Origin of the sequence: Corynebacterium afermentans subsp. afermentans (genome assembly GCF_030408355.1) — a bacterium.
GTDB lineage: Bacteria > Actinomycetota > Actinomycetes > Mycobacteriales > Mycobacteriaceae > Corynebacterium > Corynebacterium afermentans.
In genome coordinates this window covers 1,977,795-1,999,869 of record NZ_CP046606.1, presented here as the reverse complement: position 1 = coordinate 1,999,869, position 22,075 = coordinate 1,977,795, and the positions used below count along the sequence as shown (strand labels likewise).

The 22,075-nt window shown below is 66.5% G+C and carries 24 protein-coding genes; 20 read left to right on the top strand and 4 right to left on the bottom strand.

The genetic code is table 11. The annotated features are described in order from the left end of the window. Positions 1 to 25 precede the first annotated feature (25 nt). The gene (locus CAFEA_RS09630) at positions 26 to 454 is read left to right on the top strand and encodes a GNAT family N-acetyltransferase (protein WP_143313229.1); all 429 of its coding nucleotides are present in this window, start codon (positions 26 to 28) and stop codon (positions 452 to 454) included. A gap of 4 nt (positions 455 to 458) precedes the next feature. Here CAFEA_RS09630 and CAFEA_RS09625 read toward each other — a convergent pair whose 3' ends face one another. From CAFEA_RS09625 to CAFEA_RS09615, 3 genes are all read right to left on the bottom strand, one after another. After that, positions 459 to 4,253, bottom strand: coding sequence for a Pls/PosA family non-ribosomal peptide synthetase (locus CAFEA_RS09625; RefSeq protein ID WP_063938920.1), 3,795 nt, complete (start codon positions 4,251 to 4,253; stop codon positions 459 to 461). Positions 4,254 to 4,500: 247 nt separating this feature from the next. Continuing rightward, positions 4,501 to 4,938, bottom strand: coding sequence for a MarR family winged helix-turn-helix transcriptional regulator (locus CAFEA_RS09620; protein ID WP_063938919.1), 438 nt, complete (start codon positions 4,936 to 4,938; stop codon positions 4,501 to 4,503). A gap of 55 nt (positions 4,939 to 4,993) precedes the next feature. Further along, positions 4,994 to 5,290, bottom strand: coding sequence for a rhodanese-like domain-containing protein (locus CAFEA_RS09615; RefSeq protein ID WP_063938918.1), 297 nt, complete (start codon positions 5,288 to 5,290; stop codon positions 4,994 to 4,996). Between the two features lie 19 nt (positions 5,291 to 5,309). On the opposite strand from CAFEA_RS09615, the gene CAFEA_RS09610 reads away from it, so the two are divergent. The 4 genes from CAFEA_RS09610 (at position 5,310) to CAFEA_RS09595 (ending at position 9,024) form a co-directional block, all read left to right on the top strand. After that, positions 5,310 to 6,005, top strand: coding sequence for a sortase family protein (locus CAFEA_RS09610; protein ID WP_238635385.1), 696 nt, complete (start codon positions 5,310 to 5,312; stop codon positions 6,003 to 6,005). A gap of 155 nt (positions 6,006 to 6,160) precedes the next feature. After that, positions 6,161 to 7,051, top strand: a complete 891-nt coding sequence (locus tag CAFEA_RS09605) for a hypothetical protein (RefSeq protein WP_063938917.1) — start codon at positions 6,161 to 6,163, stop codon at positions 7,049 to 7,051. Positions 7,052 to 7,221: 170 nt separating this feature from the next. Then, positions 7,222 to 8,046 carry a hypothetical protein gene (locus tag CAFEA_RS09600; protein ID WP_063938916.1) on the top strand — a complete coding sequence of 275 codons (825 nt, stop codon included), beginning with the start codon at positions 7,222 to 7,224 and terminating at the stop codon, positions 8,044 to 8,046. A 45-nt stretch (positions 8,047 to 8,091) separates the two neighbouring features. Continuing rightward, entirely contained in the window at positions 8,092 to 9,024 is a 933-nt protein-coding gene (locus CAFEA_RS09595; protein WP_143313231.1) for a zinc metalloprotease, read from the top strand. Positions 9,025 to 9,089: 65 nt separating this feature from the next. Here the strand turns inward: CAFEA_RS09595 and CAFEA_RS09590 are convergent, their stop codons facing one another. Beyond that, entirely contained in the window at positions 9,090 to 9,623 is a 534-nt protein-coding gene (locus CAFEA_RS09590) for an inorganic diphosphatase (protein WP_063938914.1), read from the bottom strand. A gap of 74 nt (positions 9,624 to 9,697) precedes the next feature. Here CAFEA_RS09590 and dacB point away from each other — a divergent pair, with 74 nt between their 5' ends. The 15 genes from dacB to CAFEA_RS09515 all read left to right on the top strand — a co-directional run bounded on the left by dacB (position 9,698) and on the right by CAFEA_RS09515 (position 22,070). Then, on the top strand, positions 9,698 to 10,951 hold the full coding sequence (gene dacB, locus CAFEA_RS09585; protein ID WP_063938913.1) for a D-alanyl-D-alanine carboxypeptidase/D-alanyl-D-alanine endopeptidase: 1,254 nt from the start codon (positions 9,698 to 9,700) through the stop codon (positions 10,949 to 10,951). Beyond that, positions 10,951 to 11,859: a tRNA lysidine(34) synthetase TilS gene (gene tilS, locus CAFEA_RS09580; protein ID WP_063938912.1), complete on the top strand. Its 909-nt coding sequence runs from the start codon at positions 10,951 to 10,953 to the stop codon at positions 11,857 to 11,859. Before dacB ends, tilS begins: the two co-directional genes overlap by 1 nt. Positions 11,860 to 12,091: 232 nt before the next feature. Further along, on the top strand, positions 12,092 to 12,361 hold the full coding sequence (locus CAFEA_RS09575; RefSeq protein ID WP_035000098.1) for an antitoxin: 270 nt from the start codon (positions 12,092 to 12,094) through the stop codon (positions 12,359 to 12,361). Then, positions 12,361 to 12,762, top strand: a complete 402-nt coding sequence (locus CAFEA_RS09570) for a type II toxin-antitoxin system VapC family toxin (RefSeq protein WP_063938911.1) — start codon at positions 12,361 to 12,363, stop codon at positions 12,760 to 12,762. The genes CAFEA_RS09575 and CAFEA_RS09570 overlap by 1 nt, the downstream gene beginning before the upstream one ends. A gap of 113 nt (positions 12,763 to 12,875) precedes the next feature. Beyond that, positions 12,876 to 13,475 (top strand): hypoxanthine phosphoribosyltransferase, encoded by a 600-nt coding sequence (gene hpt / locus CAFEA_RS09565; RefSeq protein ID WP_063938910.1) that lies wholly within the window; start codon positions 12,876 to 12,878, stop codon positions 13,473 to 13,475. A gap of 11 nt (positions 13,476 to 13,486) precedes the next feature. Further along, complete coding sequence (gene ftsH, locus CAFEA_RS09560; RefSeq protein WP_063938909.1) at positions 13,487 to 15,772, top strand: ATP-dependent zinc metalloprotease FtsH; 2,286 nt, start codon at positions 13,487 to 13,489, stop codon at positions 15,770 to 15,772. After that, positions 15,765 to 16,340 (top strand): GTP cyclohydrolase I FolE, encoded by a 576-nt coding sequence (gene folE, locus CAFEA_RS09555; RefSeq protein ID WP_035000094.1) that lies wholly within the window; start codon positions 15,765 to 15,767, stop codon positions 16,338 to 16,340. Before ftsH ends, folE begins: the two co-directional genes overlap by 8 nt. A 3-nt stretch (positions 16,341 to 16,343) precedes the next feature. Beyond that, positions 16,344 to 17,186, top strand: coding sequence for a dihydropteroate synthase (folP, locus tag CAFEA_RS09550; RefSeq protein ID WP_063938908.1), 843 nt, complete (start codon positions 16,344 to 16,346; stop codon positions 17,184 to 17,186). Beyond that, entirely contained in the window at positions 17,179 to 17,550 is a 372-nt protein-coding gene (gene folB / locus CAFEA_RS09545; RefSeq protein WP_063938907.1) for a dihydroneopterin aldolase, read from the top strand. Before folP ends, folB begins: the two co-directional genes overlap by 8 nt. Before the next feature lie 3 nt (positions 17,551 to 17,553). After that, positions 17,554 to 18,012 carry a 2-amino-4-hydroxy-6-hydroxymethyldihydropteridine diphosphokinase gene (gene folK, locus CAFEA_RS09540; protein WP_063938906.1) on the top strand — a complete coding sequence of 153 codons (459 nt, stop codon included), beginning with the start codon at positions 17,554 to 17,556 and terminating at the stop codon, positions 18,010 to 18,012. After that, entirely contained in the window at positions 18,009 to 18,476 is a 468-nt protein-coding gene (locus CAFEA_RS09535) for a DUF3180 domain-containing protein (protein ID WP_035000089.1), read from the top strand. Before folK ends, CAFEA_RS09535 begins: the two co-directional genes overlap by 4 nt. Positions 18,477 to 18,486: 10 nt before the next feature. After that, positions 18,487 to 19,296 carry a DUF6779 domain-containing protein gene (locus tag CAFEA_RS09530; protein ID WP_063938966.1) on the top strand — a complete coding sequence of 270 codons (810 nt, stop codon included), beginning with the start codon at positions 18,487 to 18,489 and terminating at the stop codon, positions 19,294 to 19,296. After that, complete coding sequence (locus tag CAFEA_RS09525) at positions 19,297 to 19,998, top strand: 6PGD fold domain-containing protein (protein ID WP_063938905.1); 702 nt, start codon at positions 19,297 to 19,299, stop codon at positions 19,996 to 19,998. Next, a complete protein-coding gene (locus tag CAFEA_RS09520; protein WP_063938904.1) occupies positions 19,999 to 20,790 on the top strand; it encodes a pantoate--beta-alanine ligase in 792 nt (263 codons plus the stop codon). Positions 20,791 to 20,810: 20 nt separating this feature from the next. After that, a complete protein-coding gene (locus CAFEA_RS09515; RefSeq protein ID WP_063938903.1) occupies positions 20,811 to 22,070 on the top strand; it encodes a hypothetical protein in 1,260 nt (419 codons plus the stop codon). Positions 22,071 to 22,075 lie beyond the last annotated feature (5 nt).

Sequence of the window (22,075 nt, the reverse complement as noted above, 5' to 3'; positions counted from 1 at the left end):
GTCGTTTCGGTGTGGAGTCTCATCCTTGGACTTGTGGTTCCACCGGTTTGCGATGCAAAACCAGCGCGCGAAAAACTGCGCGGTCTATGTGTCGACGTGGAACGAGCACGTCGCTGGCTATTACGCGATCTGTACCGGGGGGTTGGAAAAGGAGGCCGCACCGGGCAGCTTCGCAAGAGGCCGGCCGGATCCGATTCCCGTGATCATTCTTGCTCGGCTGGCTGTGGACGCGGGTGCGCAGGGCAAAGGCGTTGGTCGAGCGCTGTTACGCGATGCTTTAGCGCGGTGTTTCACAGCTGCAGCGGCGGCCGGGGCGGCAGCAGTTGTGGTCCACGCGCTCGACCAGTCGGCGAAGGACTTCTACCTCCGCCACGCCGATTTCCGCGAACTCCCAGGCGAGCCGCTGCACCTGCTACTCCCAATGAAAGGGATTGCACAGATCGTAGGGCAATAAACCCCTACTGCGGCTCCACCGGGTTGCCCTGCCACACAGTCATGGCCGGCACCTCGTCGCCGCGCATGACCAGCGAGCCCGGCCCCACCGTCGCACCCGCGCCGATCACGGAGCCCGGCAGGGACACCGAGTGGGCGGCCAAAGTTGCGGAGTCCAGGATAGACACCGTGTCCAGGGACATCACGCGGTCCTGGAACAGGTGCGTCTGCACCACCGTGCCCGGGCCGACACTTGCCCCGCGGCCCACCACGCACAGGTCCGTCTCCGGGAACCAGTAGGACTCGATCCACGCGCCGCGGCCCACGCGCACGCCCAGCGCCCGCAGCACCAGGTTCATCTCGCCGGCGCCTGAGGCCCAGTTGAAGAACCACGGCGCGGCGACAACCTCGACGAACTGGTCCTGCAGCTCGTTGAGCCAGACAAACCAGGAGTACAGCGGGTGCTCGGCAGCCTTATGGCGACCGACCAGCACCCACTTCGCCACCACGGCGGACAGCACGGCGAGCACGCCCACGGCCATCCACACCAGGCCGCCGAGCAGGTACGTCCAGAAGCCAAAGTGTTCAAGCAGCGTCACCACGCCCGCGGCGAACACCGCGGCGAGCACCGCCTGCGTCATGGGAGCCAAAAGCCGCAGCGTCTCAATCAACCCGCGCTTGCGCATCAGGGACGCGGACGGCTTGTAGGTCGCTTCGCCGCTGGCCTCCACCTCGACGCGGCGCATGCGCTCCGGCGGGGAGCCCCACCAGTTCGAGCCCGCCTTGGACTTCTTCGGGGACGCGGACAGCACCGCAACCAGCGACTGCTTGGCCAGCTTGCGGCCGGGCGCGAGCATGCCGGAATTGCCCAAAAACGAGCGTTTGCCCACCACGGTGCGGTCGGTGCGGATCCAGCCGTCGCCGAGTTCGTAGGTGCCCACCATGGTGTCGTCGGCAAGGAAGGCCCCGTCGCGCACCTCGGTCAGCTTCGGCACCATAACGGCAGTGGACACCTCGGCGCGCTCGCCAATGTGCGCGCCCAGCGACCGCAGCCACACCGGGGTGGCCAGGCCCGCGTAGATGGGGAAGTAGCGGGTGCGGGCGTCGTCCATAAGCCTGGTCACGGTCCACAGCGCCCAGCCGTGCACGCTGCGCACCGGGAACACGCCGGGCTTTACGCCTATCGACGTCAACCTCACGGCCAGCCACGTCAACCCCAGACCGCAACCGATGTAGACCAGCCCGCCGACCGGGGCGAACACGAGCAGGCCCCACACCGACGAGGTGTGCGTAAGGTGCGCCAGCCCCACCGTCGCGGCGGCGCCAGCGACAGCCGCCGCAGTCGGAAGCAGCGCGAGGAACAGAGAGGTCAAGCCGTAGCCGAACGCCCACAGCGGGCGGCGCGGCGGACGCTCGTTGGGGAAGCGGTGCTTGGAGCGGCCCACCTTGCGCGCGGGGGAGCCCGCCCAGCGCGAGCGCTTCTTCACAGGCTTGCGGCCGGTGACGGTGGATCCGGCCTCCACGTGCGCGCCGTCGCGGATCTCAGTGCCAGGCATGAGCGTGGAGCGCGCGCCGACGCGGGCCTCCGCACCGATACGCACCTCGCCGACGTGGAACTCGTCGCCGTCAAGCCACACACCCGACAGGTCCACCTCCGGCTCGATGGCGGAGCCCTCGCCGATGGAAAGCAGGCCCGTCACCGGTGCAAAGGCGTGCATGTCCACGCCCTTGCCGATCTTCGCGCCCAGCATGCGGGCGGTGATCTTCGCGGCGTTGGCGCTGGAGATATTCAGCGCGCCGGAGGCCGCCAGCCAGCGCTCGGCCGCCCACAGCCGTACGTGTCGCGCGCCGCCGCGTTTGTACACGCCGGGCTTGATGCGGCCACGGATGATGCGGGCGCCCAGCGCGCCGATGGGGATGCGCCCGAACGGGGTGCACAGCACCACGAACGCGGCGGCCAGCCAGGACCAGCTCAGCTCGGTCAAGCCCAGCAGGTTCGCCGCGATAGCCACCCACGTCACGGCCGTAGCGGCCTTCAACGTCATCACTGGGATCAGCGCCAAAGTCTGCGCCACGCGGGTGCCGGCGCCGACCGGCTCTACCTCGCGTTCGCGCTTGGCGGTGCGGTTGGACAGCGCGAGCTCGTCGATAAGCGAGGCAAGCGTTTCCAACCTGGGGTGGTCGTAGAGGTCGCGCACCGCGATTGTGGGCACACGCTCGCGCAGGCGCGTGATCAGCGCGGCGGCCGCAAGCGAGGAGCCGCCGAGCTCGAAGAAGTCCGCGTCGTGGCCCGGCACGTCCAGACCGAGGACCTCAACCCACTGCTCCGCCACCCACGTCTCGGTCTCGCTCAAGCCAACCGCGTCCACGCTGGCGGGCAGCGGCCACGGCAATGCCTTCTTGTCCACCTTGCCGGAGGTGCGGATGGGCAGCTCGTCCATGACGTGCAGGCGCGGCACCAGCGCCGCCGGCATAAGTTCTGCGAGGCGCTCGCGCATGTGCGGCACGTCCAGCTCGGTGCCCTCGTTGGGGGAGACGTAGCCCACCAGCACCTTGTCGCCCGACGGCAGCTCCTGCACCGCGACGGCCGAGTTGTACACGCCGTCGAGGGAGGCGACGTTGGCCTCCACCTCGCCCAGCTCAATGCGGCGTCCGCCGATCTTGACCTGGTCATCGGCGCGGCCGATGAACGCCAGGCCGTTATCGGTGAGTTTGACGTGGTCCCCGGTGCGGTAGGCGCGCTCCCAATCGCCCATCGGGGCGTACTTCTCGGCGTCCTTCTCCGGATCCAGGTAGCGGGCCAGGCCCACGCCGCCGATGATCAGCTCGCCGTCGTCGGCCACCGCCAAATCCCAGCCGTCGAGCGGCCAACCGATGGTCACGGCCTCGCCCGGGAATAGCTGCTTCGCGCTGGCCACCACGGTCGCCTCGGTGGGGCCGTAGGTGTTCCACATTTCGCGGCCCTCCGCCAGACGGTCGGTCAGTTCCTGCGAGCATGCCTCGCCGCCCACGATGAGCAGGCGGATGTTGTCCAGCGCCTCCTTCGGCCACAGCCCGGCCAGCGTTGGCACGGTGGACACGACGGTGATGTCGCGGCGAATCAGCCACGGGCCCAAGTCCTGGCCGGAGCGAACCAGCGCGCGGGGCGCCGGCACCAGGCACGCGCCGTGGCCCCAGGCCAGCCACATCTCCTCGCAGGACGCGTCGAAGGCCACGGACAGGCCGGCCAGCACACGGTCGTCCGGGCCGAGCGGGTTGTCCTGGCAGAACAGGCGCGCCTCCGCATCCACGAACGCGGCCGCGGAGCGGTGCGTCACCGCCACCCCCTTCGGCTTACCTGTGGAGCCGGAGGTGAAGATGATCCAGCAGTCGTGGTCCGGAGTGACCTCGCCCAACGGGGCCGGTTGCGCAGGCTTGAGCACCCGCAGGCCGTCGTCGGTCCAGATCGCGTCAACGTCCGCTTCGCCGAAAACGGTCTCCGCGCGCTCGTCCGGGTCGTCCGCGTCCACCGGCACGTACGCGCAGCCGGCGCGCATCGTGGACAGGATTGCAAGGTAGAGCTCCCTGCTTCCCGACGTCATCCGCACCCCCACGCGACCCCCATCAGGCACGCCCATCTTGCGCATCTCCGTGGCGCGGCGCTCGATTTCGTCGACGAGTTCGGCGTAGGTGAGCACGCCGTCGCTGGCAGAGTTGGCGCCGCCGTCGTCGATCGCGGCGGCATCCGGGTACTCGGCGGCGGTGGCCGTGAGGATGTCGATAAGCGTTCGCTCTGGCGGGGCGAGGTGGCTGCGGAGGAGCGGATTTTCGGCCTGAGACATGCGAATAAGGCTAATAGCGCGTTGAAAATCCGCAAATCATGGGAGATGCCAACTATTTGCGACCGCCCACGTTGTCGGTGTTGCGGTGTCTGGGGTCTCGTGCTGGCCCCCGCGCCACCATTCCCCGGTCAGATCCAGCTAACCGCACCTCGATTTTCGCCTCCAGGGGCCGATTAGCTGGGCCCTTGTAGCTGGATCCGCGGAGAAGAGGGGCGGCAGGGGCGGAAAGGGTAGCCGCCGAAGCGCCCTACTCCTCCGCCGCGAGGGCCTGGGAGAGCTTGCGCAGGCTCTTCAGCTGCTTGTTGGAAGATGCCTCGAGCGCGCGGTCCTCCGCCTCGGCCACGTCCGCGGCAAGCTTCGCCAGTGCTTTGGAGCCCTTCTTTGTGGCGGCGACGATTTGGCGGCGGCGGTCTTTCGGGTCGCGTTCGCGGGTGACCCAGTTGTTGTTTTCCAGGTTGTCGATCAGGCGGACCATGTCGGAGGCGTCGATGGACAGCAGCTCGGAAAGCTGGCGCTGGCTCATCGGCTCCCCGTCCACGCAGGTGAGAATCCAGTACTCGCGCATGGTGGAGGAGTGTTTAGCCAGGGTGCGCTCTACCTCGTCTTTGGTGTGCCTGCGCACGCGTTCAACCTGGAAATGGGGCGACTTGGCCAGTGTGGACGGTAGCTCGGGGAGGGCGGACATGCCCCTCATCATAACTACGTTTACGCGCCCAACAATGGGGATCGCCTAAGACTGCCTAGTTCTGGTGGGGCAGGCCCTTCTCTACCCAGGCGGTGGTGCCGCCGGCAACGTTGATGACGTTGTCCCAGCCACGGGCCTGCTCCAGGTATTCGCTGGCCTGCGCGCTGCGTCCGCCGGACTTACAGATCAGGTAGATGTCCTGGTCCGGGTTGATTTCGTCGGTGCGTGCGACGAACTCGGACAGGGGGATGTTCACGGCACCTTCGGCGCGGACGGCGGCGTACTCGTCGGGCTCGCGGACGTCGATAAGCTGTGCATCTGCGGGGACTTGATCTACGGAAACTTCCTTCATGGCTCGTATGATAACCGTCGTGAAGTACCACGTTCGCCGCATTGCCGCACTGCTGATTTTGTTTCTTCTTGTGCGCGCCGGTTTCAAGGCATTGCCTCACGACGAACCTTCGGACCACCCGGCGCCGGAGCAGGAGACGTCGGTGTCGGCGGAGCCTCGTCGACAAGCTGCAGCCTCGATCACACAGGGGCGACCGGTGGAGATGGTGGTGCCGGTGCTGGGGCTGCGCGCCGGGTTTGAGGGAGCGGATTGCCGCGTGGTGGACGGCAAGATCGACCCGAAAAGCATGGATAAGGCGTGCGCGCTGACGGGGCAGGACTACCCCTACGAGCTGCCGGGGACAAACGCCGGCGACATCGTGGTCGTGGCGGGGCATACGGGTGCGGGCGTAGACGCGGTTTTTAACAAGCTTTACGACGGCAAAGCCGAACGCCACACCGTAGCCACCGGCGACACGCTGTTCGTGCGCACGGAAACCTCGGGCGAGGACTGGCTGAAGTACACCGCGACCGACCTGCATGACCCGGACAAAGGTGCGCTGGCGAGCAACACCGAGATTTGGGGGACGGGGCCGATGCCGGGCAGGTTGCTGACCATTTCCTGCATCCAGCCGGCGAACCTGCTGGCGGACAGTGTGCGCAACGCTGTGGTGGGGTGGCAGCTGGCTGGAACAGCGACCGACGACGAGGTCGAGATGGCCTTCGAGCCGCGGTAGTCAAGATTTTTACGTCCTTTTGCGGGTGCTGACCTGCGCGTTTTCAGGCGTTGCCCAAAAAGTCTGAAGTTTTAGTTGAGACTTGTGTGAAAGGTGCTTACTGTTGTGGCGTAACCTTCGACCTGAGGTTTAGACTTTCCCGATAGGAGCCCCTTATGAAGCGCACCATCCGCACGCTCGCCGCAGCCGCAATGGCCGGCGCGATCGCAATTTCCGCAACCCCCGCCGCCGACGCACAGACCGACATCGATCCGACCGAGGTCGCCACGAAGATCATCGAGGCTCGTTTCCCGGCCGTTATCGTTGCCCCGAACGGCACGTACTACGAGCTGATCAACGGCGAGTACAAGGAGGCTGCAGCCGCCCCGGCCGGCGCCGAGAACGCCGCGAAGGTTTCCCTGGCAGACAACGGTGACATTGTCGCCACCCTTGCGGACGGCTCTGGTGAGACGATCGTGCTGGGGAACGAGAAGGATCTCAACCAGGCTGGTCAGAACTCCGCCGATTCGACGGTCACCACCACTCCTCAGGCCCCGGCGCCGGAGGCGACCGGCGAGGCTACCGCCTCTGCAACCTCCACCTCCACCGCGACCACCCTTACGGTGCCGGCGGGTACGGACACCACCGTCTCCGCAACTGTGGATGCAAACCTGGGCGGCGCTGGCGCGGGCAGCTCCAACGGCGCCGCTGGCGAGGATAACGCCGAGCTGTCCCCGGGTGCGATTGCGGGCATCGCTGCTGCTGCGATCGGCATCCCGGTCGTCATCGCTGGCGTGACCTACTTTCTCAACCAGGACGGCGAGACCCTGGTCGGCTCTTCCGAGCGTGTGAACCAGCAGCCGACCCCGGAGGAGAAGGAGAAGTCCGATCAGCTCCGTGCTGAGCACGCCGACGAGATCGCCGCGCAGCAGGTTGCTGCAGCCGCGAACCGTGGCGTCGAGGCTGAGACTGGCTCCAACACCATCGCGCGCACCCTGTTCGCGCTGGTGATTGCGTCCGTGCTGGGCGCTGCCGCCTTCGTGGCTGGCCGCCGCTTCCTGGTCTAACTTCAGGCGCCCCCGAGGTCCGGTTATGAAAAGGTAACCGGGCCTCATCTGCATTTTTTGGTGAGAAACTCGTGTTACTGGAGTGAAAAGTGGGGACAAAGTGTGTAAACTCTCAACCAATGCTTGAGGTTTAACCTCTCAAGTTTCCCCGAGTCTCCTAGGAGCCCGTCATGTACCGCCCCACCCGTGCCGCCGCCGTCGCCACCGCTGCAGCCGCAGCGCTGCTTGCAGTGCCGGTCGCCGCAACCGCTGAAGACCTGCCGGCCGAAACCACTGATGTGAGCGGCGAGCAGTATTTCCTCAACGAGGAAGGCTCTCACTACGTGCGCACGCTCCAGGAGGCGGCGCAGCCGTACGTGCAGCTGGACAGCGGCCAGCAGGAGCGCGCAGTCGCCGTGGCGGATGCCGCGGTTGCCGGGCTGATCGGTTCCGGCGTGGTCCGGGACCAACCCTCCGACCAGCCGACGGGCGAGCCGGTTCCGACGGATCCGGAAACCACCGAGACCCCGGCCGAAGCTCCCGCCGAGACTCCCGTCGAAGCCCCGTCCCCGGACAACGCACCGGAGGAGCCGCTCGGCGCCGAGGACGTGAACCCTGCCAGCGACGACCCCGTCGCGCACGGCCTAGTGGAGTTTCCTCCGGTGCTCACCCTGGACGGCAAGACGTTCTTCCTGAACAAGGACGGCCACACCTTCGTCGCCGACGTCGCCCGCGTCAACGCGGACGTCACCCCGGAAGAGACCGCAGACTCCAACGCGATGATCCAGGCCAACGCTGGCGAGATCGGCCGTCAGGGCCTGGAGGCGGCGCGTGCTGCGGGCAAGGCTGTCGAGGCCGCCGTCAACGACGAGATCGCAACCCCGTACGCCGCGCCCGCCCGAGGCATGGAGGCGGAGACCGGTTCCAACACCGTCGCCCGCGCGCTGTTCGCGCTGGTCCTGGCCAGCGTCCTGGGCGCGGGATTCTTCGCGTTTGCCCGTCGCCGCCTGGTTTAAACGCGCAGATTTGCACCAGCTTGGAGAATGGTGTTCTCTGGTCTGGTGAATTATAGACATCTGATTGCAACGAGCTGTGCGGTCGCAGTTGCGGCGGGCACGCTCGCCGCTCCGGCTCAGGCCGCAGTCGACCCGATCGGTGCGGAGTGCCGCGCCGCCACCGCCGCCGCGAACATGGGCCAGCCGATCCCGAACATCGCCAACTTCCTGCTCAGCAGCAGCGAAAACGCCGTCGACAACGGCGTGCTGCGCATCTATGCGCCTGAGAAGTACAAGCCGTACATCACCGAGGCAACCGACCAGTGGGCAAACGCCACCGGTGGCCTGATGCGCTTCGAGTACGTTGACCAGCCGGGCTACAAGGTGGTCGCCGTGCGCGAGGCCAACCTGGGCAGTTACGTCGTCGGCCGCGTGCAGGGCAACGTGAACAACATGGAGCTTTTGCTCAACCCGGACATTTTGCGCAACGGCTACTACGAGAGCCTGGTCATGACCATCGCGCACGAGCTCGGCCACGCCATGGGCCTGGCGCACTCCTGCGACGACGCGCTGATGAAGGACGGCTCCAACCGAGGCAAGGTTGCCAAGACCCCGCAGCCGCTGGATGCCCAGGTGCTCATCCAGGCGAACGACCTGCGAGCAGCTCGCCTATCGACGACTACCGCTACCCCCACCCCAGAGCCCACCCCGGCAAACAACGGCAACGTTTACGAGTGGGTCGGCGAGCGCAACTCCACGGTCGTTGAGGTTGCCCCGACCCCGGTCCGGACGACGGTGACGTGGGAGCCGGAAACGCAGCCGTCGACAAGCCAGAAGTCCACCGAGCGACGCACGACCGTCGTCGAAACCACGATCGCGCCGGAGCCCACCCCCGAACAGCCGAAGCGCGTCTCGCCACTGGCGATCATCCTGCCGGTGGCCGCGGCCGCGATCTCCGCGATCGGCCTCGGCTTCGCGTTCAAGCGCAGCTGGTTCTAGCAGCGCAAACAAAAAGCCGGGCCAGGGTCTGAATACTGGCCCGGCTTTAGCCGTCGACAAGCAAATTAGTTGACGGTCTTGGCTTCTTTGTCAGCCTCGAGGCTTTCGCGGGAGTTGTCGCCGACGCGCTTGAACTCGTCGAGGGCGGCCTGCAGGATCTTCTCCGCCTCCGCCTTGTCGCCCCAGCCGGAACCGGTGACTTCCTTGTTCGGCTCGAGGTCCTTGTAGTGCACGAAGAAGTGCTCGATCTCGTCTTTGACAAAGTCGGAGACGTCGGAGATGTCCTGGTAGGACTCGTAGCGCACGTCGTCGATGACGCAGAGCAGCTTGTCGTCGCCGCCGGCCTCGTCGGTCATCTTGAACACGCCGATCGGACGCGCGATCACGGTCACGCCCGGGAAGACGGGCTCCGGGGTGATCACAAGGGCGTCGAGCGGGTCGCCGTCATCGGCAAGCGTGTTGTCGATGAAGCCGTAGTCCGCCGGGTACGCCATCGGGGTGAACAGGTAGCGGTCGAGGAAGACGCGACCGGTCTCGTGGTCGACCTCGTACTTGTTGCGGGAGCCCTTGGGGATCTCGATGATGACCTCGATAGCCATTACTTCTCCTTTATTCGGTGCCTGAATTTGGTGAATGTCCGCACGCCATCATACTTCGGCTACCATTTTGGCCGATGAAGGTATGGACTTGGGTCGCAGGCGCCGTCGCGCTCGCCGCGGTCGGCGGTGTCGCAGGGTTCGGCATCGCGGCGCATGAGCAGCTCTCGGAGATCACGCACGCGCCGCCGTATGAGCTGCAGTCGGCTCCGCAGGCGCTCGAGCCCGCGACGCCTTCGCCTATCGACGCCACTTCGCTCGAAACGGCCCTGGCCTCGCTCGCCGATAACCCTGACCTGGGCGTGTTCCACGGCCACGTGACGCAGGCGAGCAGCGGCGACGTGGTGTTCGACCGCGCCTCCGACGAAGCGCTGACACCGGCGAGTGTGACGAAGGTGCTCACCGCGTCGGCGGCGCTTTTGAGCCTGGGCTCGCAGGACCGCATCACCACCGAGGTGGTGCGCGGCGCGAACCCGGGGGAGGTGGTGATCAAGGCCGCCGGCGACGTGTGGCTGGACGCCGACGCCATGGACGAGCTAGCGCAGCAGGTGGGGCAGGCCGACACGGTGCTCATCGACACCTCCGCCTGGGAGGGCATGCCGGAGCTGATGCCGGGCTGGGACCCACTGGACATCGATGGCGGGTTCGTCGCACCCCTGCAACCGGCGATGCTTTCCGGCGGTCGCTTAAACGGCGAGACCTCTGGCGACGTGGCCCGTTCCCACACCCCGGCGCTCGAGGTGGCACAGGCGCTGGCGGAGCGCGTCGGCGCGCAGAACGTCGGCGTCGGTGCTGCGGACGGCGAGGTTGTCGCCGCAGTGGAGTCGCCGACGCTGGTGGAGCGCCTCGAGCTGATGATGAAGAACTCCGACAACGTCTACGCCGAGGCCATCGGGCGCGAAGTGGCGCTGGCGCGCGGCACCACGGACGCGCCGGGGGCGACCTTGAGCGTGCTGGAAGAGCGCGGCTTCAACACCGCCGGGCTGGTGCTGCGCGACAACTCCGGGCTGTCCGCGGACAACCTCATCGCGCCGAAACTTTTGGACGCGGTGCTGTACGACGCCACCTCCATGCCCGAGCTGCGCCCGCTGCTTTCCGCGCTGCCGGTGGCCGCTGGCGAGGGCACGCTCCTGGACCGCTACGGCGACCTTCCGGGCCGCGGCTGGGTGCGCGCGAAGACCGGCACGCTCGACGGCACTGCGTCGCTGGCCGGCACCGTGACCAGCGTGAACGGCAACGTTTACACGTTCGCGCTGATCTGCAACGACGCCGACGTCCTCGCCGCGCGCCGCGCGATGGACGAGTTCACCTCCGCGCTGCGCGAGTTCTGATGGAGCCGTTCTGGCCGCGCCGCTCGCCGCACTTTCTCGCTTGTCGACGAGCGCTCCGCCCCTTCGACGACCCCGCCATCATCGGGCTGTCCGGCGGGCCTGACTCGCTGGCGTTGGCCGCCGCGGCAGCAGCAGAAAACAAAGACGTCCGCTGCGTGGTGGTAGACCACGGGCTCCAAGACGGGTCGGCCGAGGTTGCCGAGCGGGCAGCGCAAGCGGTTGAGGCTTTCGGCCTCGAAGCCGAGGTTGTCCGCGTCGAGGTTGGCGAGGGCAACTTGGAGGCGGCCGCGCGAAGCGCCAGGTACGAGGCGCTGCTGGCGTACGGGAGTGACGTCTGGGTCGGCCACACTGCCGACGACCAGGCGGAAACGCTCCTGCTTGGCGCGCTGCGCGGCAATCCGTCCGGCATGGCGCCGCGCAACGGGCGCATCGTCCGGCCGTTTCTGGGTATACGCCGCGCGGACACCGTCGGGGCTTGCGAGGAACTGGGCCTCGATCCGTGGCACGACCCGATGAACGCCGACCCGGCCTTCCGCCGCGTGGCCATGCGCAACCAGGTGCTGCCCCTGCTCAGCGATCTCCTCGGCGGCGACGCTGTGCCCGCGCTCGCGGCAGCGGCTGACCGGATCGCGGCAGACCAGGCTTTGATCGCGTCGCTCACGGACCTCGCACCGACCACCTCTTGTGCGGAGTTGAAGGCGGATGCGGGGCCGGTCCGGAGGCGTCGATTAGCTGCATGGCTTTTGGAGCAGGGTGTTCCGGTGCAAGGCGACCAGCTCGATGCGGTGGAAGCCTTGGTCGTCGATTGGCATGGGCAAGGGCCCGTGGCTGTCGCGGGCGGGCGCGCGGTCGTGCGTGAGGGTGGACAGCTGGCTATTTTGGGGGAAATCCAGGGCGGATATAAGTAAAGAGGGGCTCTGCCACTGAGCTACACCACCAAGGTGGGCCGGGAATCGAACCCGAGTCTCCCTCTTTCGTGGAAATCTTGGTCGTGAACCAACGGAGTCTCTCTCGGAATTCCTGCACGCGATCATCGCATGGTTGCTCAAAAGTTTGCAACGGTTCGCTGAAAAGGAAGCTGACCCTTGTGTAACTGATCCGCTATGTATATTCTTTTCGTATATACATAGGAGGTGCAGAATGGTCAGGGCAACAACGCGGGTCTTTAAGTCTGGAAATAGTCAAGCGGTGCGAATTCCGTCGCGGTATCGGCTGGACACTGACGAGGTGACCATCGAGCGGGTCCCGGAAGGGTTGCTGTTGCGCCCCGTTGAAGAGTCGATGAGCCATGTGGTTCGCCGCCTTCGAGATTTTCAAGCTGCGCACGGCATTGAAGGCGGCATCCTCGAAGATTGCGACGGGCTTTTGGATGACGCTGTGCTCAGCGACGATGAGGCCGGGCTGGACTGATGTACCTGCTGGATACGAATGTTTGGATCGATATCGAGCGGGGACAGCAGGAGAAGGTAATCGAGCGGTTCCTTGCAGTACTGCCGGGCGCAGTGCGGCTTTCCACCATTGTGCTTGGTGAGCTCTACGTCGGGGCCGCTCGATCACGTGACCCCGACCTCGCGCGGCAAACGGTGAATATGTTGGTCAGCGGCTTTGGCCTGTGCGAGATTGATGAGCGCGCTGCTCACCATTACGCGGAGGTGACCGCTGACCTGGCGAGGCGCGGAAAACTCATCGGGACGAATGACCGCTGGATCGCCGCACAGGCGTTGGCGGGTGATTTCGTGTTGGTGACCGCGAACACAGGTGAATTCTCGCGCGTGAAAGGTCTGCGTTGCCTGGACTGGCGTCGCGGCTGACCCGAACCCCGCAGATGGTTGTACCTACCGCCTGGCAGGTGGCAAGATGTGGAAGTTACGCGCACGTAAACGCAAACTGAAGCGCTAAGATCGCGAAAGGGAAGGGCCAACCCATGACCGAGTTGCACGACAAGAAGGACTTCAAGGTCCCAGCGAACCGCTACGGCGATGACGTCGAGGCGATTCTGATCCCGGAAGATGTGCTCCAAACGCGCATCCAGGAGCTGGCGGACATGGTCTCGGAGAAGTACCGCGACTCGGAAGAAGACCTGATCCTGGTCTGCGTGCTCAAGGGTGCTGTGTTCTTCCTCACCGACTTCGCGCGCAAGCTGACCATTCCGGCGGAGATGGAGTTCATGGCCGTGTCGTCCTACGGCAACTCCACTACGAGCTCCGGCGTGGTGCGCATCTTGAAAGACTTGGACAAAGAGATCGCCGGCCGCGACGTGCTCGTGGTGGAAGACATCATCGACTCCGGCCTGACCCTGTCCTGGCTGCTGCGCAATCTGCGCAACCGGAACCCGAAGAGCCTCGAAGTCGTTACTCTTCTGCGCAAGCCGGAGGTGCAGACGGCCAAGATTGATCTGCTGGACATCGGTTTCGATATTCCCAACGAGTTTGTCATCGGCTACGGCCTGGATTACGCCGAGCGTTACAGGGACCTGCCGTATGTGGGCACGCTGCACCCGCGCGTGCACTCGGACGCTGACTAGAACAAAGGTTTATGAGCAAAAATAAAAAGGTTTTGCGGTGGGGCATCATTGGCGCCATCGCGTTGATCGTCCTCTATCTGCTCACGTTGATCGGGGACGATTCCCGCGCCTACCAGCGTGTGGACACCTCTGTGGCGCTTGAACAGCTGCAGAACCACAACGCGGAAGAGGTGCAGATCGACGACCGCGAGCAGCGCGTGCGCATAGACCTGCGCGAACCGATCTCCGTGGACGAGCGCGAGGGCGTTGAGGCGGTCTCCGCCCAGTACCCGGCACGCACCACCCCGGAGATTTTCAGCGCGGTACGCGAATCTGGCGCGGACAAGTACGAGACGAACGTGACGCAGGAGTCCTTCCTGATGTCCATGCTCGGATTCATGCTGCCGATGATCCTGGTCTTCGGCTTGATCTTCTACTTCATGTACCGCATGCAGGCGGGCGGCGGCGGGCCGTTCGGTATTGGCGGCTCGAAGGCGAAGCAGCTGACCAAGGACAACCCGACCAACACGTTCGCGGACGTCGCCGGCGCCGACGAGGCGGTGGACGAGCTGCACGAGGTGGTGGACTTCCTCACCGACCCGACCGTGTACGAGGAGCTCGGCGCGAAGATCCCACGCGGCGTGTTGCTATACGGCCCGCCCGGCACCGGTAAGACGCTGCTAGCACGCGCCGTGGCAGGCGAAGCGGGTGTGCCGTTCTACACCATCTCCGGCTCCGACTTCGTGGAGATGTTCGTCGGCGTGGGTGCCTCCCGTGTGCGCGACCTGTTCAAGCAGGCCCGCGAGAACAGCCCGTGCATCATCTTCGTCGACGAGATCGACGCGGTGGGACGCCAGCGCGGCTCCGGCATGGGCGGAGGCCACGACGAGCGCGAACAGACCCTCAACCAGCTGCTGGTGGAAATGGACGGCTTCTCCGGCCGCGAAGGCGTCATCCTCATTGCGGCGACGAACCGCCCGGACATCCTGGACCCGGCGCTGCTGCGCCCCGGCCGTTTCGACCGCCAGATCCCGGTGACCAACCCGGACATCGCAGGCCGCGCCCAGATCCTCAAGGTGCACGCCAAGAACAAGCCGCTTGCAGACGACGTCTCGCTCGACGCCCTGGCCAAGCGCACCGCCGGCATGTCCGGCGCTGATCTGGCCAACGTGCTCAACGAGGCCGCGCTGCTGACCGCCCGCATCGGCGGCAACGTGATCACCGCGGACGCCCTGGAGGAGGCCACGGACCGCGTCATCGGCGGCCCGCGCCGCTCCAGCAAGGTCATCTCCGAACACGAGAAGAAGGTCACCGCCTACCACGAGGGCGGACACACCCTCGCCGCGTGGGCGCTGAAAGACATTGAGCGCGTGTACAAGGTGACCATCCTCGCCCGCGGCCGCACCGGCGGCTTCGCCATGACCGCCGACGAGGACGACAAGGGCATGTACACCCGCGACGAGCTGTTCGCCCGCATGGTGTTTGCCATGGGCGGGCGCTCCGCCGAGGAGCTGGTCTTCGGCGCGCCGACCACGGGCGCGTCCAACGACATCGAGCAGGCGACGAAGATCGCCCGCGCGATGGTCACCGAGTACGGCATGACCTCCACGCTCGGCCCGGTGAAATACGGCCAGGAGCAGGGCGATCCCTTCTCCGGCCGGGGCTCTGGCGGCTCCCTGGAGTACTCGCCGGCGGTGGCGGCCAAGATCGACGAGGAGATGCAAATGCTTCTCCACGAAGCGCACAAGGTCGCCTACACCACCCTCGAGCGCTACCGCGACGAGCTGGACAACCTGGCCTCGAAGCTCCTGGAGAAGGAAACGCTGCGCCGCGGCGATCTGGAGGCCATCTTCGATACTGTCGAGCCGGTCCGGCCGCCGCTGCCGGCGCACGACGCGCGCTTCGGGCGCCAGTCGGACCGCGAGCCGGTGAAGACCCCGGTGGAGATTGCCAAGGAGCGCGGCGAGGAGCCGCCGAAGCGCTTCTCCATCCTGGAGGCATCCAAGGCCACCCGCGAGCGCCGCCGCAAGGAACGCGAGGCTGAGCAAAACCCGGAGCCGAAGAAGGGCTCCACCCGCTGGCAGCAGCCGAAACCCAACGAGCCGCAGTACGGCGGCCCGAAGCCGCCGGAGGGCTGGACGTACAAGGGAGCGCCGAAGCAGGACCAGCCCCAGCAGCACCCGGGCACCCGCAACTACCCGACGGAAAAGACCGAACAGATCGGCTTTCGCCTGCCGGAGAACGAGCGGCCGGATGCGGAGACCGCCCAGTTGCCGCGCGAGGAGCGCGCGCCGAAGCACAGGAGGGACGATGACTAACGCGAACTTCGACCGAGAACGCGCCGAGGCCGCCGTGCGCGAGCTGCTCATTGCGGTCGGCGAAGACCCGGACCGCGAGGGCCTGGTAGAAACCCCGGCCCGCGTCGCGCGCGCCTACGAGGAGGTCTTTGCGGGCCTGCACGAGGATCCGAAGGTGCACCTGGAGAAGTCGTTCTCCGAGAACCACCGCGAGCTGGTGCTCGTGCGCGACATCCCGATCTACTCCACCTGCGAGCACCACCTGGTGCCGTTTTACGGCGAGGCACACATCGGATACATCCCCGGCCCGGAGGGCAAGGTCACCGGCCTGTCCAAGCTGGCGCGGGTGGCGGACATGTACGCGAAGCGTCCGCAGGTGCAGGAGCGGTTGACGGCGCAGATTGCGGACGCGATCGTCGAGAAGCTCAATGCTTCTGCGGTTATCGTGGTCATCGAGTGCGAGCACCTGTGCATGGCCATGCGCGGGATCCGCAAGCCGGGCGCGACCACCACCACCTCGGCGGTGCGCGGCGGCTTTCAGAACAACGCCGCCTCCCGCGCGGAAGTGCTGAGCCTGATTAGGGGATAGAAGATGACTACCGTTGCCGATCTGACCGTGCCGGGGCGCACGAGTGTGATGGGCATTGTCAATGTCACGGAGGATTCGTTTTCCGACGGCGGCAGGTGGCTCGCAACGGACGACGCCATCGCACACGCCCACGAGCTGGTGCGCCTGGGCGCGGACATCATCGATGTCGGCGCGGAATCGACCCGCCCCGGCGCCACCCGTGTCCCCGCGGAGGTGGAGGCGGCGCGCATCCGCCCCGTGATTCGTGCGCTCCACGCCGACGGGATCCGCACCTCCGTGGACACCATGCGCGCCGCCACCGCCCTGGCAGCGGCCGAGGAGGGCGTGGACCTGATCAACGATGTCTCCGGCGGCCTGGCGGACGCCGACATGTACCGGGTGATGGCTGAGATGCAGCTGCCGGTGTGCCTGATGCACTGGCGCGCGGACGCCTTCGTCAACGCTTCCGGCGCGGCTGACCACGGCGGGGACGTGGTGGGGGATGTGCACGTGGTGCTGGCGGAGCTCGTCGATAAGGCGACCGCTGCAGGCGTGGACGAAAGCCAGATCACCCTGGACCCGGGCCTGGGCTTTGCCAAGACGGCCGCGGATAACTGGGCGCTGCTCAACTCGCTGCCGGAGTTCATCGCGAGCGGGTTTCCCATCCTCGTGGGTGCGTCGCGCAAGCGCTTCCTCATGGAGGTGCGGCAGCAGCGTGGTCTCGAGCATTCGCCTATCGACGCCGACCCGGCCACCGCGGCAGTCACCGCCCTTGCCGCCCAGGCTGGTGCCTGGTGCGTGCGGGTGCACGAGGTGGCGGTCTCGCGCGACGCGGTAGACGTGGCAGAAAGGTGGAAAAATGGCTGACCGGATTGAGCTCAAAGGCCTCGCGTTCCACGCCAACCACGGCGTGCTCGACCACGAAACGGAGTTCGGGCAGGCGTTTTCTCTGGACATCACGTGCTGGCTCGACTTCGCGGGCGCGGCTAAGGACGACGACCTGACTCAGACCGTCAACTACGCGGAGCTGGCGGAAACAGCGTTGCGCATCGCCGGCGGCACCCCGCGCCAGCTGATTGAGACGGTGGCGGTGGAGATCGCAGAGACCGCTATGCGCAGCTACGACGCGCTGCACGCCGTGGAAGTCACTCTGCACAAGCCGCACGCGCCGATCCCGGCGGTGTTCGACGACGTCGCGGTGGTTGCCCGCCGTTCCCGGAAGCGGATGTAGCCGATGCGTGCCGTGCTGTCTTCCGGGTCCAACATGGGCGACGCGCGCGCCCACCTGCAGACGGTGGCCGACGAGTTCGCTGGCGAGACCCTCGCCGCGAGCTCCATCTACGCCACCGCGCCGTGGGGAAACACAGACCAGCCGGATTTTCTCAACCAGTCCCTGCTGGTGGACGTGGGCGACACCCCGCACGAACTTCTGGCCCGCTGCCAAAAGCTGGAGCAGCGTGCCAACCGCGTCCGCGATCAGCGCTGGGGTCCGCGCACGTTGGACGTGGACATCGTCTGGATCGAGGGCTACACCAGCGATGACCCGGAGCTGACCGTTCCACATCCGCGCGCGCACTTGCGCCAGTTTGTGCTCGAGCCCTGGCTCGAGATGGATCCGGGGGCGGAGATGCACGGAGCGTCGATAAGCGAGCTGCTTGACAACCTCGAGGACCAGGGGGTGCGCAAGCTATGAAGCGCACGCCGTACGAGGGGCTGATCGCCGTCGCCGGATTCTGCGCGGCTGCGGCGGTGATCCTTGTTCGCCGGTTCTATAACCTGCTGGAATCGCTCAGCATGGTGGTGCCGCTGTCGCTGTGGGTGATGGCAGTCATCGCCACCTGGCTCGCGCTGGTGGTGCGCAAGCGCCGCAAGGAGGGCAAGGTCGGGCTGGACCGCAGCCAGCTCAACCCCATGCAGGCGGCGAATTTCATGGTCTTCGGCAAGGCGTGCGCCTGGGCCGGCGCGGTCTTCGGCGGCCTGTACGGCGGCACCCTGAGCTTCGTGGTGACAAAACTCGGCGTGCTCGAAGCGGCGCCCGGCGATGTCCCGCCGCTGACCGCCGGCACCCTGGGCGGAATCGCTCTGTGCGTGGCTGGCATCTGGTTAGAGAAAAACTGCGAGGTGTCGCCGCCCAACGAGGGCCAAGGCGTTAGCTAGAGTGTTGGGCATGAGTGCCCAGAATGCGTCCCCAGACCGCGCGAGCCTGTGGGTCATCGTGCCTTTTGTGGTCGCTGTCATCGGCACCGTGGTCATGCTGTTCACCAACTCCGCCAACGCGTTGAAGGTCGCGCTGATCTTCGCGCTGTGGGCTGGTGCCGCCGGGATCCTGATCAACTCCAAGGTGCGCCGTGACCGCGACGCCGCTACGTCTGAGGCCGCGGCCGCTGAGCAGCGCATCCAGGAGCAGGAGCAGCGCCACCGGGAAGAGCTCGAGGCCCGGCCGAGTGGGTCTTCCGTGGACGTGGAGACGCTGCGCGAGCTGCAGGAGCAGATCCAGGCGCTGCGCGCCCAGCTGGAGGAGCTCAACGGCCGCGTCTTCGAGTACGAGCCCGCCGCGGTGCAGGCTCGCGCGCGCCGCATCAGCGAGTTGGAGTCGAAGCCAGAGCCAACTCCAGAACCGGAACCAACCCCAGAACCGCAGCCGCAGCCGGCGCACAGCCCGTCCACGGACGACACCGTTGTGATCAGTCGCGTGCGCCCCTCCCGTCCGACTGGCGCGCCGAGCTCGGACGCGATCGCGGGCCGCATCGGCACCCAGCCGTCCGCGCGCCCGGCGCGCAACCCGCTGTCCGACTTGATCAACGAGCGAGAAGCGGAGAAGGCGAAGGCAGAACCCGCCCCGGAACCAACCCCAGAACCCACCCCGGAACCGGCGCCCGAGCCGAAGCGTGAGCGTCGTTCTGGCCGCCGTCGCGCCGATGAGCGGGGAGAGGGCTCGGTTTCCGTCGCCGAGCTGCTCGCTCGCCAGGGGAAGTAGATGCCGCCTCGCCTGTTGGTGGGGGCGGTGTTCGGCGTCTCGCCGCTTGCGGAGCGCTTCGAGCGCGCCGGCCACACGGTGCGTGCGCTGGACATCGACAATGATCCCGGCGCAATCGCGCACGTGGACCTTGTGCTTCTCGACGCACCTTCGGCCGACATCCGCACCGCCTGCGAAACCCTCGCCGACCACGCCCGGCCGCGGCAGATGTTTCTGCACACCGCGCTGGACGAGGGCCAGCAGCTGCTCGACGACGTGGAGACCGCCCAGGCGATCACTATGTGCGCCCACAACATCTTCGACAACGTGTGGGTGACCTCGGCCGCCGACGAGCTCGGAGAGACGGTGGTGGGGTTGCTCATCACGGAAATTGGCGGGGTGAGCTTGCGCATTAACGACGACGCCCGCCCCGCGATCGCCGCCGCCCAGGAGCTGCGGGCAATGGAATCCGTCATCCGCGACGACGCGCAGGCGATCCTCGCTGAGGCAGTGCCGGGGTTCGACGCGGTGGCGCAGCAGTTCTTCCAAGCCCCGCCGGCGCCACGACATGCCCACGACACGCAGCAGCTGGACCAGCTCGTCCACGCCTTGCCGGATCCGGGCGTTCGCCGCCTGTTTGTCGATCTTGTGCGCAGGCGTGGTGAGGTGGACCAGGACACCGACACCGAGCTATGGGTGATTCAGAAATACGAGGGAGGATAAATGGCTTTCGAACCAGGCCAGGCAGTGGTGGTCACCGACGAGAAGCTCTTGGCCACCTACGGCCGGGCGTTTCGCAAGATTGGCAAATCGGTGGTTGTGGTGCCGCTGGGCGCGGACATCCACGGCGGGCACGTGGAGCTCATCCGAGCGGCGAAGTCGCTGCTCGGCTCCTACGTGGTGGTCACGTTCTCAGGCGATGAGGTGCCTGAGGTATTCGCCCGGGAGCAGGTGGACGTGGTCTTCCACGGCGAGCTGGCCACGACCGTGCGGGTGGATTCCGGCGTGGAACCGCTGGAAGACCCGCAACTCACCCAGAAAGAGGTTGCGCGGATCCTCGCCGCGATCAACGCGACCCACGCCACGGATGTGGTGCTGGGGGAGAAGGACTTCGAGGTGCTGGTGGCAACCCAGTACGCGGTGTCCGGGCTTCGCATGGAGTGCAAGCTCCACAGCGTGCCCACGGTGCGAACCCCGGATGGGTTGGCGCTGTCGAACAGGAACGCGCTTGTCGCCGTAGATAAGCGGGAAGCTGCGCTTGCGCTCTCGGCCGCGCTGACAGCTGGGGCGCACGCCGCGGAGCACGGAAAAGCGAAAGTCCTCGAAACCGCCCGCGGTGTCCTGGAGGCCGCAGGCGTCACCCCGACGTACCTGGAGCTGCGCGATCTAGCGATGCGCGAGGCACCCGCAGAAGGCGACGCGCGCCTGCTCGGAGCGGTGGATCTGGGCGGGGTGCACCTGATGGACAACGTGGGTCTGCCGCTGGGGGTCGGCTTCAAACACGTTGAAGCATGACACCCGGTAGACTCTCGCGCATGTCCAACGCCACCATCGCCGGAATGCTCGCAGAACGCTTCGGGTTCACCTTCACCCCTGAGCAGGTTGCGCAAACCGGAAGCACCGAGACGTCCACGCTCTACACCGCCACCGACGACACAGACCACGGTGTTGAAGTGGAGGTCTTCAGCGCCCCCGTGGATTCCGCGATCGGCGACGAAGTCAACACCCTGAACTCCCGCCTCGCACTGGCGGCCCACCCGGGCGCCTTCCAGCCGCGCAGCGTGGGCACCACCGAGGACGGCAAACTGTTTGTCCTGCGTGAGGCGCCCACCGGTACCCCACTGTCGGAGTTGATTGCGAAGAAGGGCGCCACGTTCACCCCGCAGGAGGTGCGCGACCTGCTCGCCCCGGTGGCCGAGGCGATCGACGACTACGACTTGAAGGGCCTGTCCGGCTTCGTCTCGCGCTCCATCACCCCGGAGCGCCTCCTGGTGCAGCCGCAGTGGTCCACCACCCCGGTCAAGCTCACCCTTGTGGGGCCGAGCACCGACCCGGCGCAAAGCGACGAGGCGGCAGCGAAGGGCAACGTGGACAAGTTTGCCAACGTGGTTGCGCTGATGACCGGCGACGAACCGCGCGCCGGGGCGCGCACCTGCGCCGGCGTACTGGAGACCGCCCCGGCCGAGCACGTGGCCATTGCAACGCCCGACCAGTCCGTTGCGCCGCGTCCGCAGGACGGCTACCGCAAGCCGCCGGAGCCCTACGCCTACGGCACGGACGGCAACTACGTGCGCACGGTGCCGACGAAGCAGAAGCAGAAGACTGCGCCGTGGCCGTGGATCATCGCCATCCTCGCGCTGCTGCTGATCGCGCTGGCGGCGCTGTGGTACTGGAGCACCCACCGCGGGGAAGAGTGGTCCGGCGCGGAGGCACAGATCGCGGAAGATTACCCGAAGGTTGTCTCTGAGCGCGCAGGCCAGAAGGGCTGGAAGGACCTTGCCTGCGAGCCGGGCTCGCTGGACACCGACCAGGTGGGCAAGATCCGTTGCGCAAATGATGAGCTGGGTGTTTCAGTCGCGCAGTACGCTTCCGTGTCTGACCGCGACGATGCGGTGCCGGACCCGAGTGAGGCCGTGGTCCTGGGCGCCGGCGAGTGCACGATTTACTCTCACGAGCTGCCGGAGGCAAACCCGCCGGCGTACGTGATGACACCGCAGGACAAGCCGGAGTACCTGTTCATCGTCAATGGTTTCGACGCGGAGAACCAGCGACTGGACCTCCCGGTGTGCGAATAAGCTAC

Excerpts from the sequence above, each read along its gene's own strand:
- tilS (WP_063938912.1), top strand. The coding sequence starts at position 10,951 with ATGGAGCCGTTCTGGCCGCGCCGCTCGCCGCACTTTCTCGCTTGTCGA.
- CAFEA_RS09520 (WP_063938904.1), top strand. The coding sequence starts at position 19,999 with ATGGCTTTCGAACCAGGCCAGGCAGTGGTGGTCACCGACGAGAAGCTC.
- CAFEA_RS09535 (WP_035000089.1), top strand. The coding sequence starts at position 18,009 with ATGAAGCGCACGCCGTACGAGGGGCTGATCGCCGTCGCCGGATTCTGC.
- hpt (WP_063938910.1), top strand. The coding sequence starts at position 12,876 with ATGACCGAGTTGCACGACAAGAAGGACTTCAAGGTCCCAGCGAACCGC.
- CAFEA_RS09605 (WP_063938917.1), top strand. The coding sequence starts at position 6,161 with ATGAAGCGCACCATCCGCACGCTCGCCGCAGCCGCAATGGCCGGCGCG.
- CAFEA_RS09590 (WP_063938914.1), bottom strand. The coding sequence starts at position 9,623 with ATGGCTATCGAGGTCATCATCGAGATCCCCAAGGGCTCCCGCAACAAG.
- CAFEA_RS09570 (WP_063938911.1), top strand. The coding sequence starts at position 12,361 with ATGTACCTGCTGGATACGAATGTTTGGATCGATATCGAGCGGGGACAG.
- CAFEA_RS09600 (WP_063938916.1), top strand. The coding sequence starts at position 7,222 with ATGTACCGCCCCACCCGTGCCGCCGCCGTCGCCACCGCTGCAGCCGCA.
- CAFEA_RS09625 (WP_063938920.1), bottom strand. The coding sequence starts at position 4,253 with ATGTCTCAGGCCGAAAATCCGCTCCTCCGCAGCCACCTCGCCCCGCCA.
- CAFEA_RS09615 (WP_063938918.1), bottom strand. The coding sequence starts at position 5,290 with ATGAAGGAAGTTTCCGTAGATCAAGTCCCCGCAGATGCACAGCTTATC.
- CAFEA_RS09575 (WP_035000098.1), top strand. The coding sequence starts at position 12,092 with ATGGTCAGGGCAACAACGCGGGTCTTTAAGTCTGGAAATAGTCAAGCG.
- folE (WP_035000094.1), top strand. The coding sequence starts at position 15,765 with ATGACTAACGCGAACTTCGACCGAGAACGCGCCGAGGCCGCCGTGCGC.
- CAFEA_RS09515 (WP_063938903.1), top strand. The coding sequence starts at position 20,811 with ATGTCCAACGCCACCATCGCCGGAATGCTCGCAGAACGCTTCGGGTTC.
- CAFEA_RS09620 (WP_063938919.1), bottom strand. The coding sequence starts at position 4,938 with ATGTCCGCCCTCCCCGAGCTACCGTCCACACTGGCCAAGTCGCCCCAT.
- CAFEA_RS09530 (WP_063938966.1), top strand. The coding sequence starts at position 18,487 with ATGAGTGCCCAGAATGCGTCCCCAGACCGCGCGAGCCTGTGGGTCATC.
- folK (WP_063938906.1), top strand. The coding sequence starts at position 17,554 with ATGCGTGCCGTGCTGTCTTCCGGGTCCAACATGGGCGACGCGCGCGCC.
- folP (WP_063938908.1), top strand. The coding sequence starts at position 16,344 with ATGACTACCGTTGCCGATCTGACCGTGCCGGGGCGCACGAGTGTGATG.
- dacB (WP_063938913.1), top strand. The coding sequence starts at position 9,698 with ATGAAGGTATGGACTTGGGTCGCAGGCGCCGTCGCGCTCGCCGCGGTC.
- ftsH (WP_063938909.1), top strand. The coding sequence starts at position 13,487 with ATGAGCAAAAATAAAAAGGTTTTGCGGTGGGGCATCATTGGCGCCATC.
- folB (WP_063938907.1), top strand. The coding sequence starts at position 17,179 with ATGGCTGACCGGATTGAGCTCAAAGGCCTCGCGTTCCACGCCAACCAC.
- CAFEA_RS09525 (WP_063938905.1), top strand. The coding sequence starts at position 19,297 with ATGCCGCCTCGCCTGTTGGTGGGGGCGGTGTTCGGCGTCTCGCCGCTT.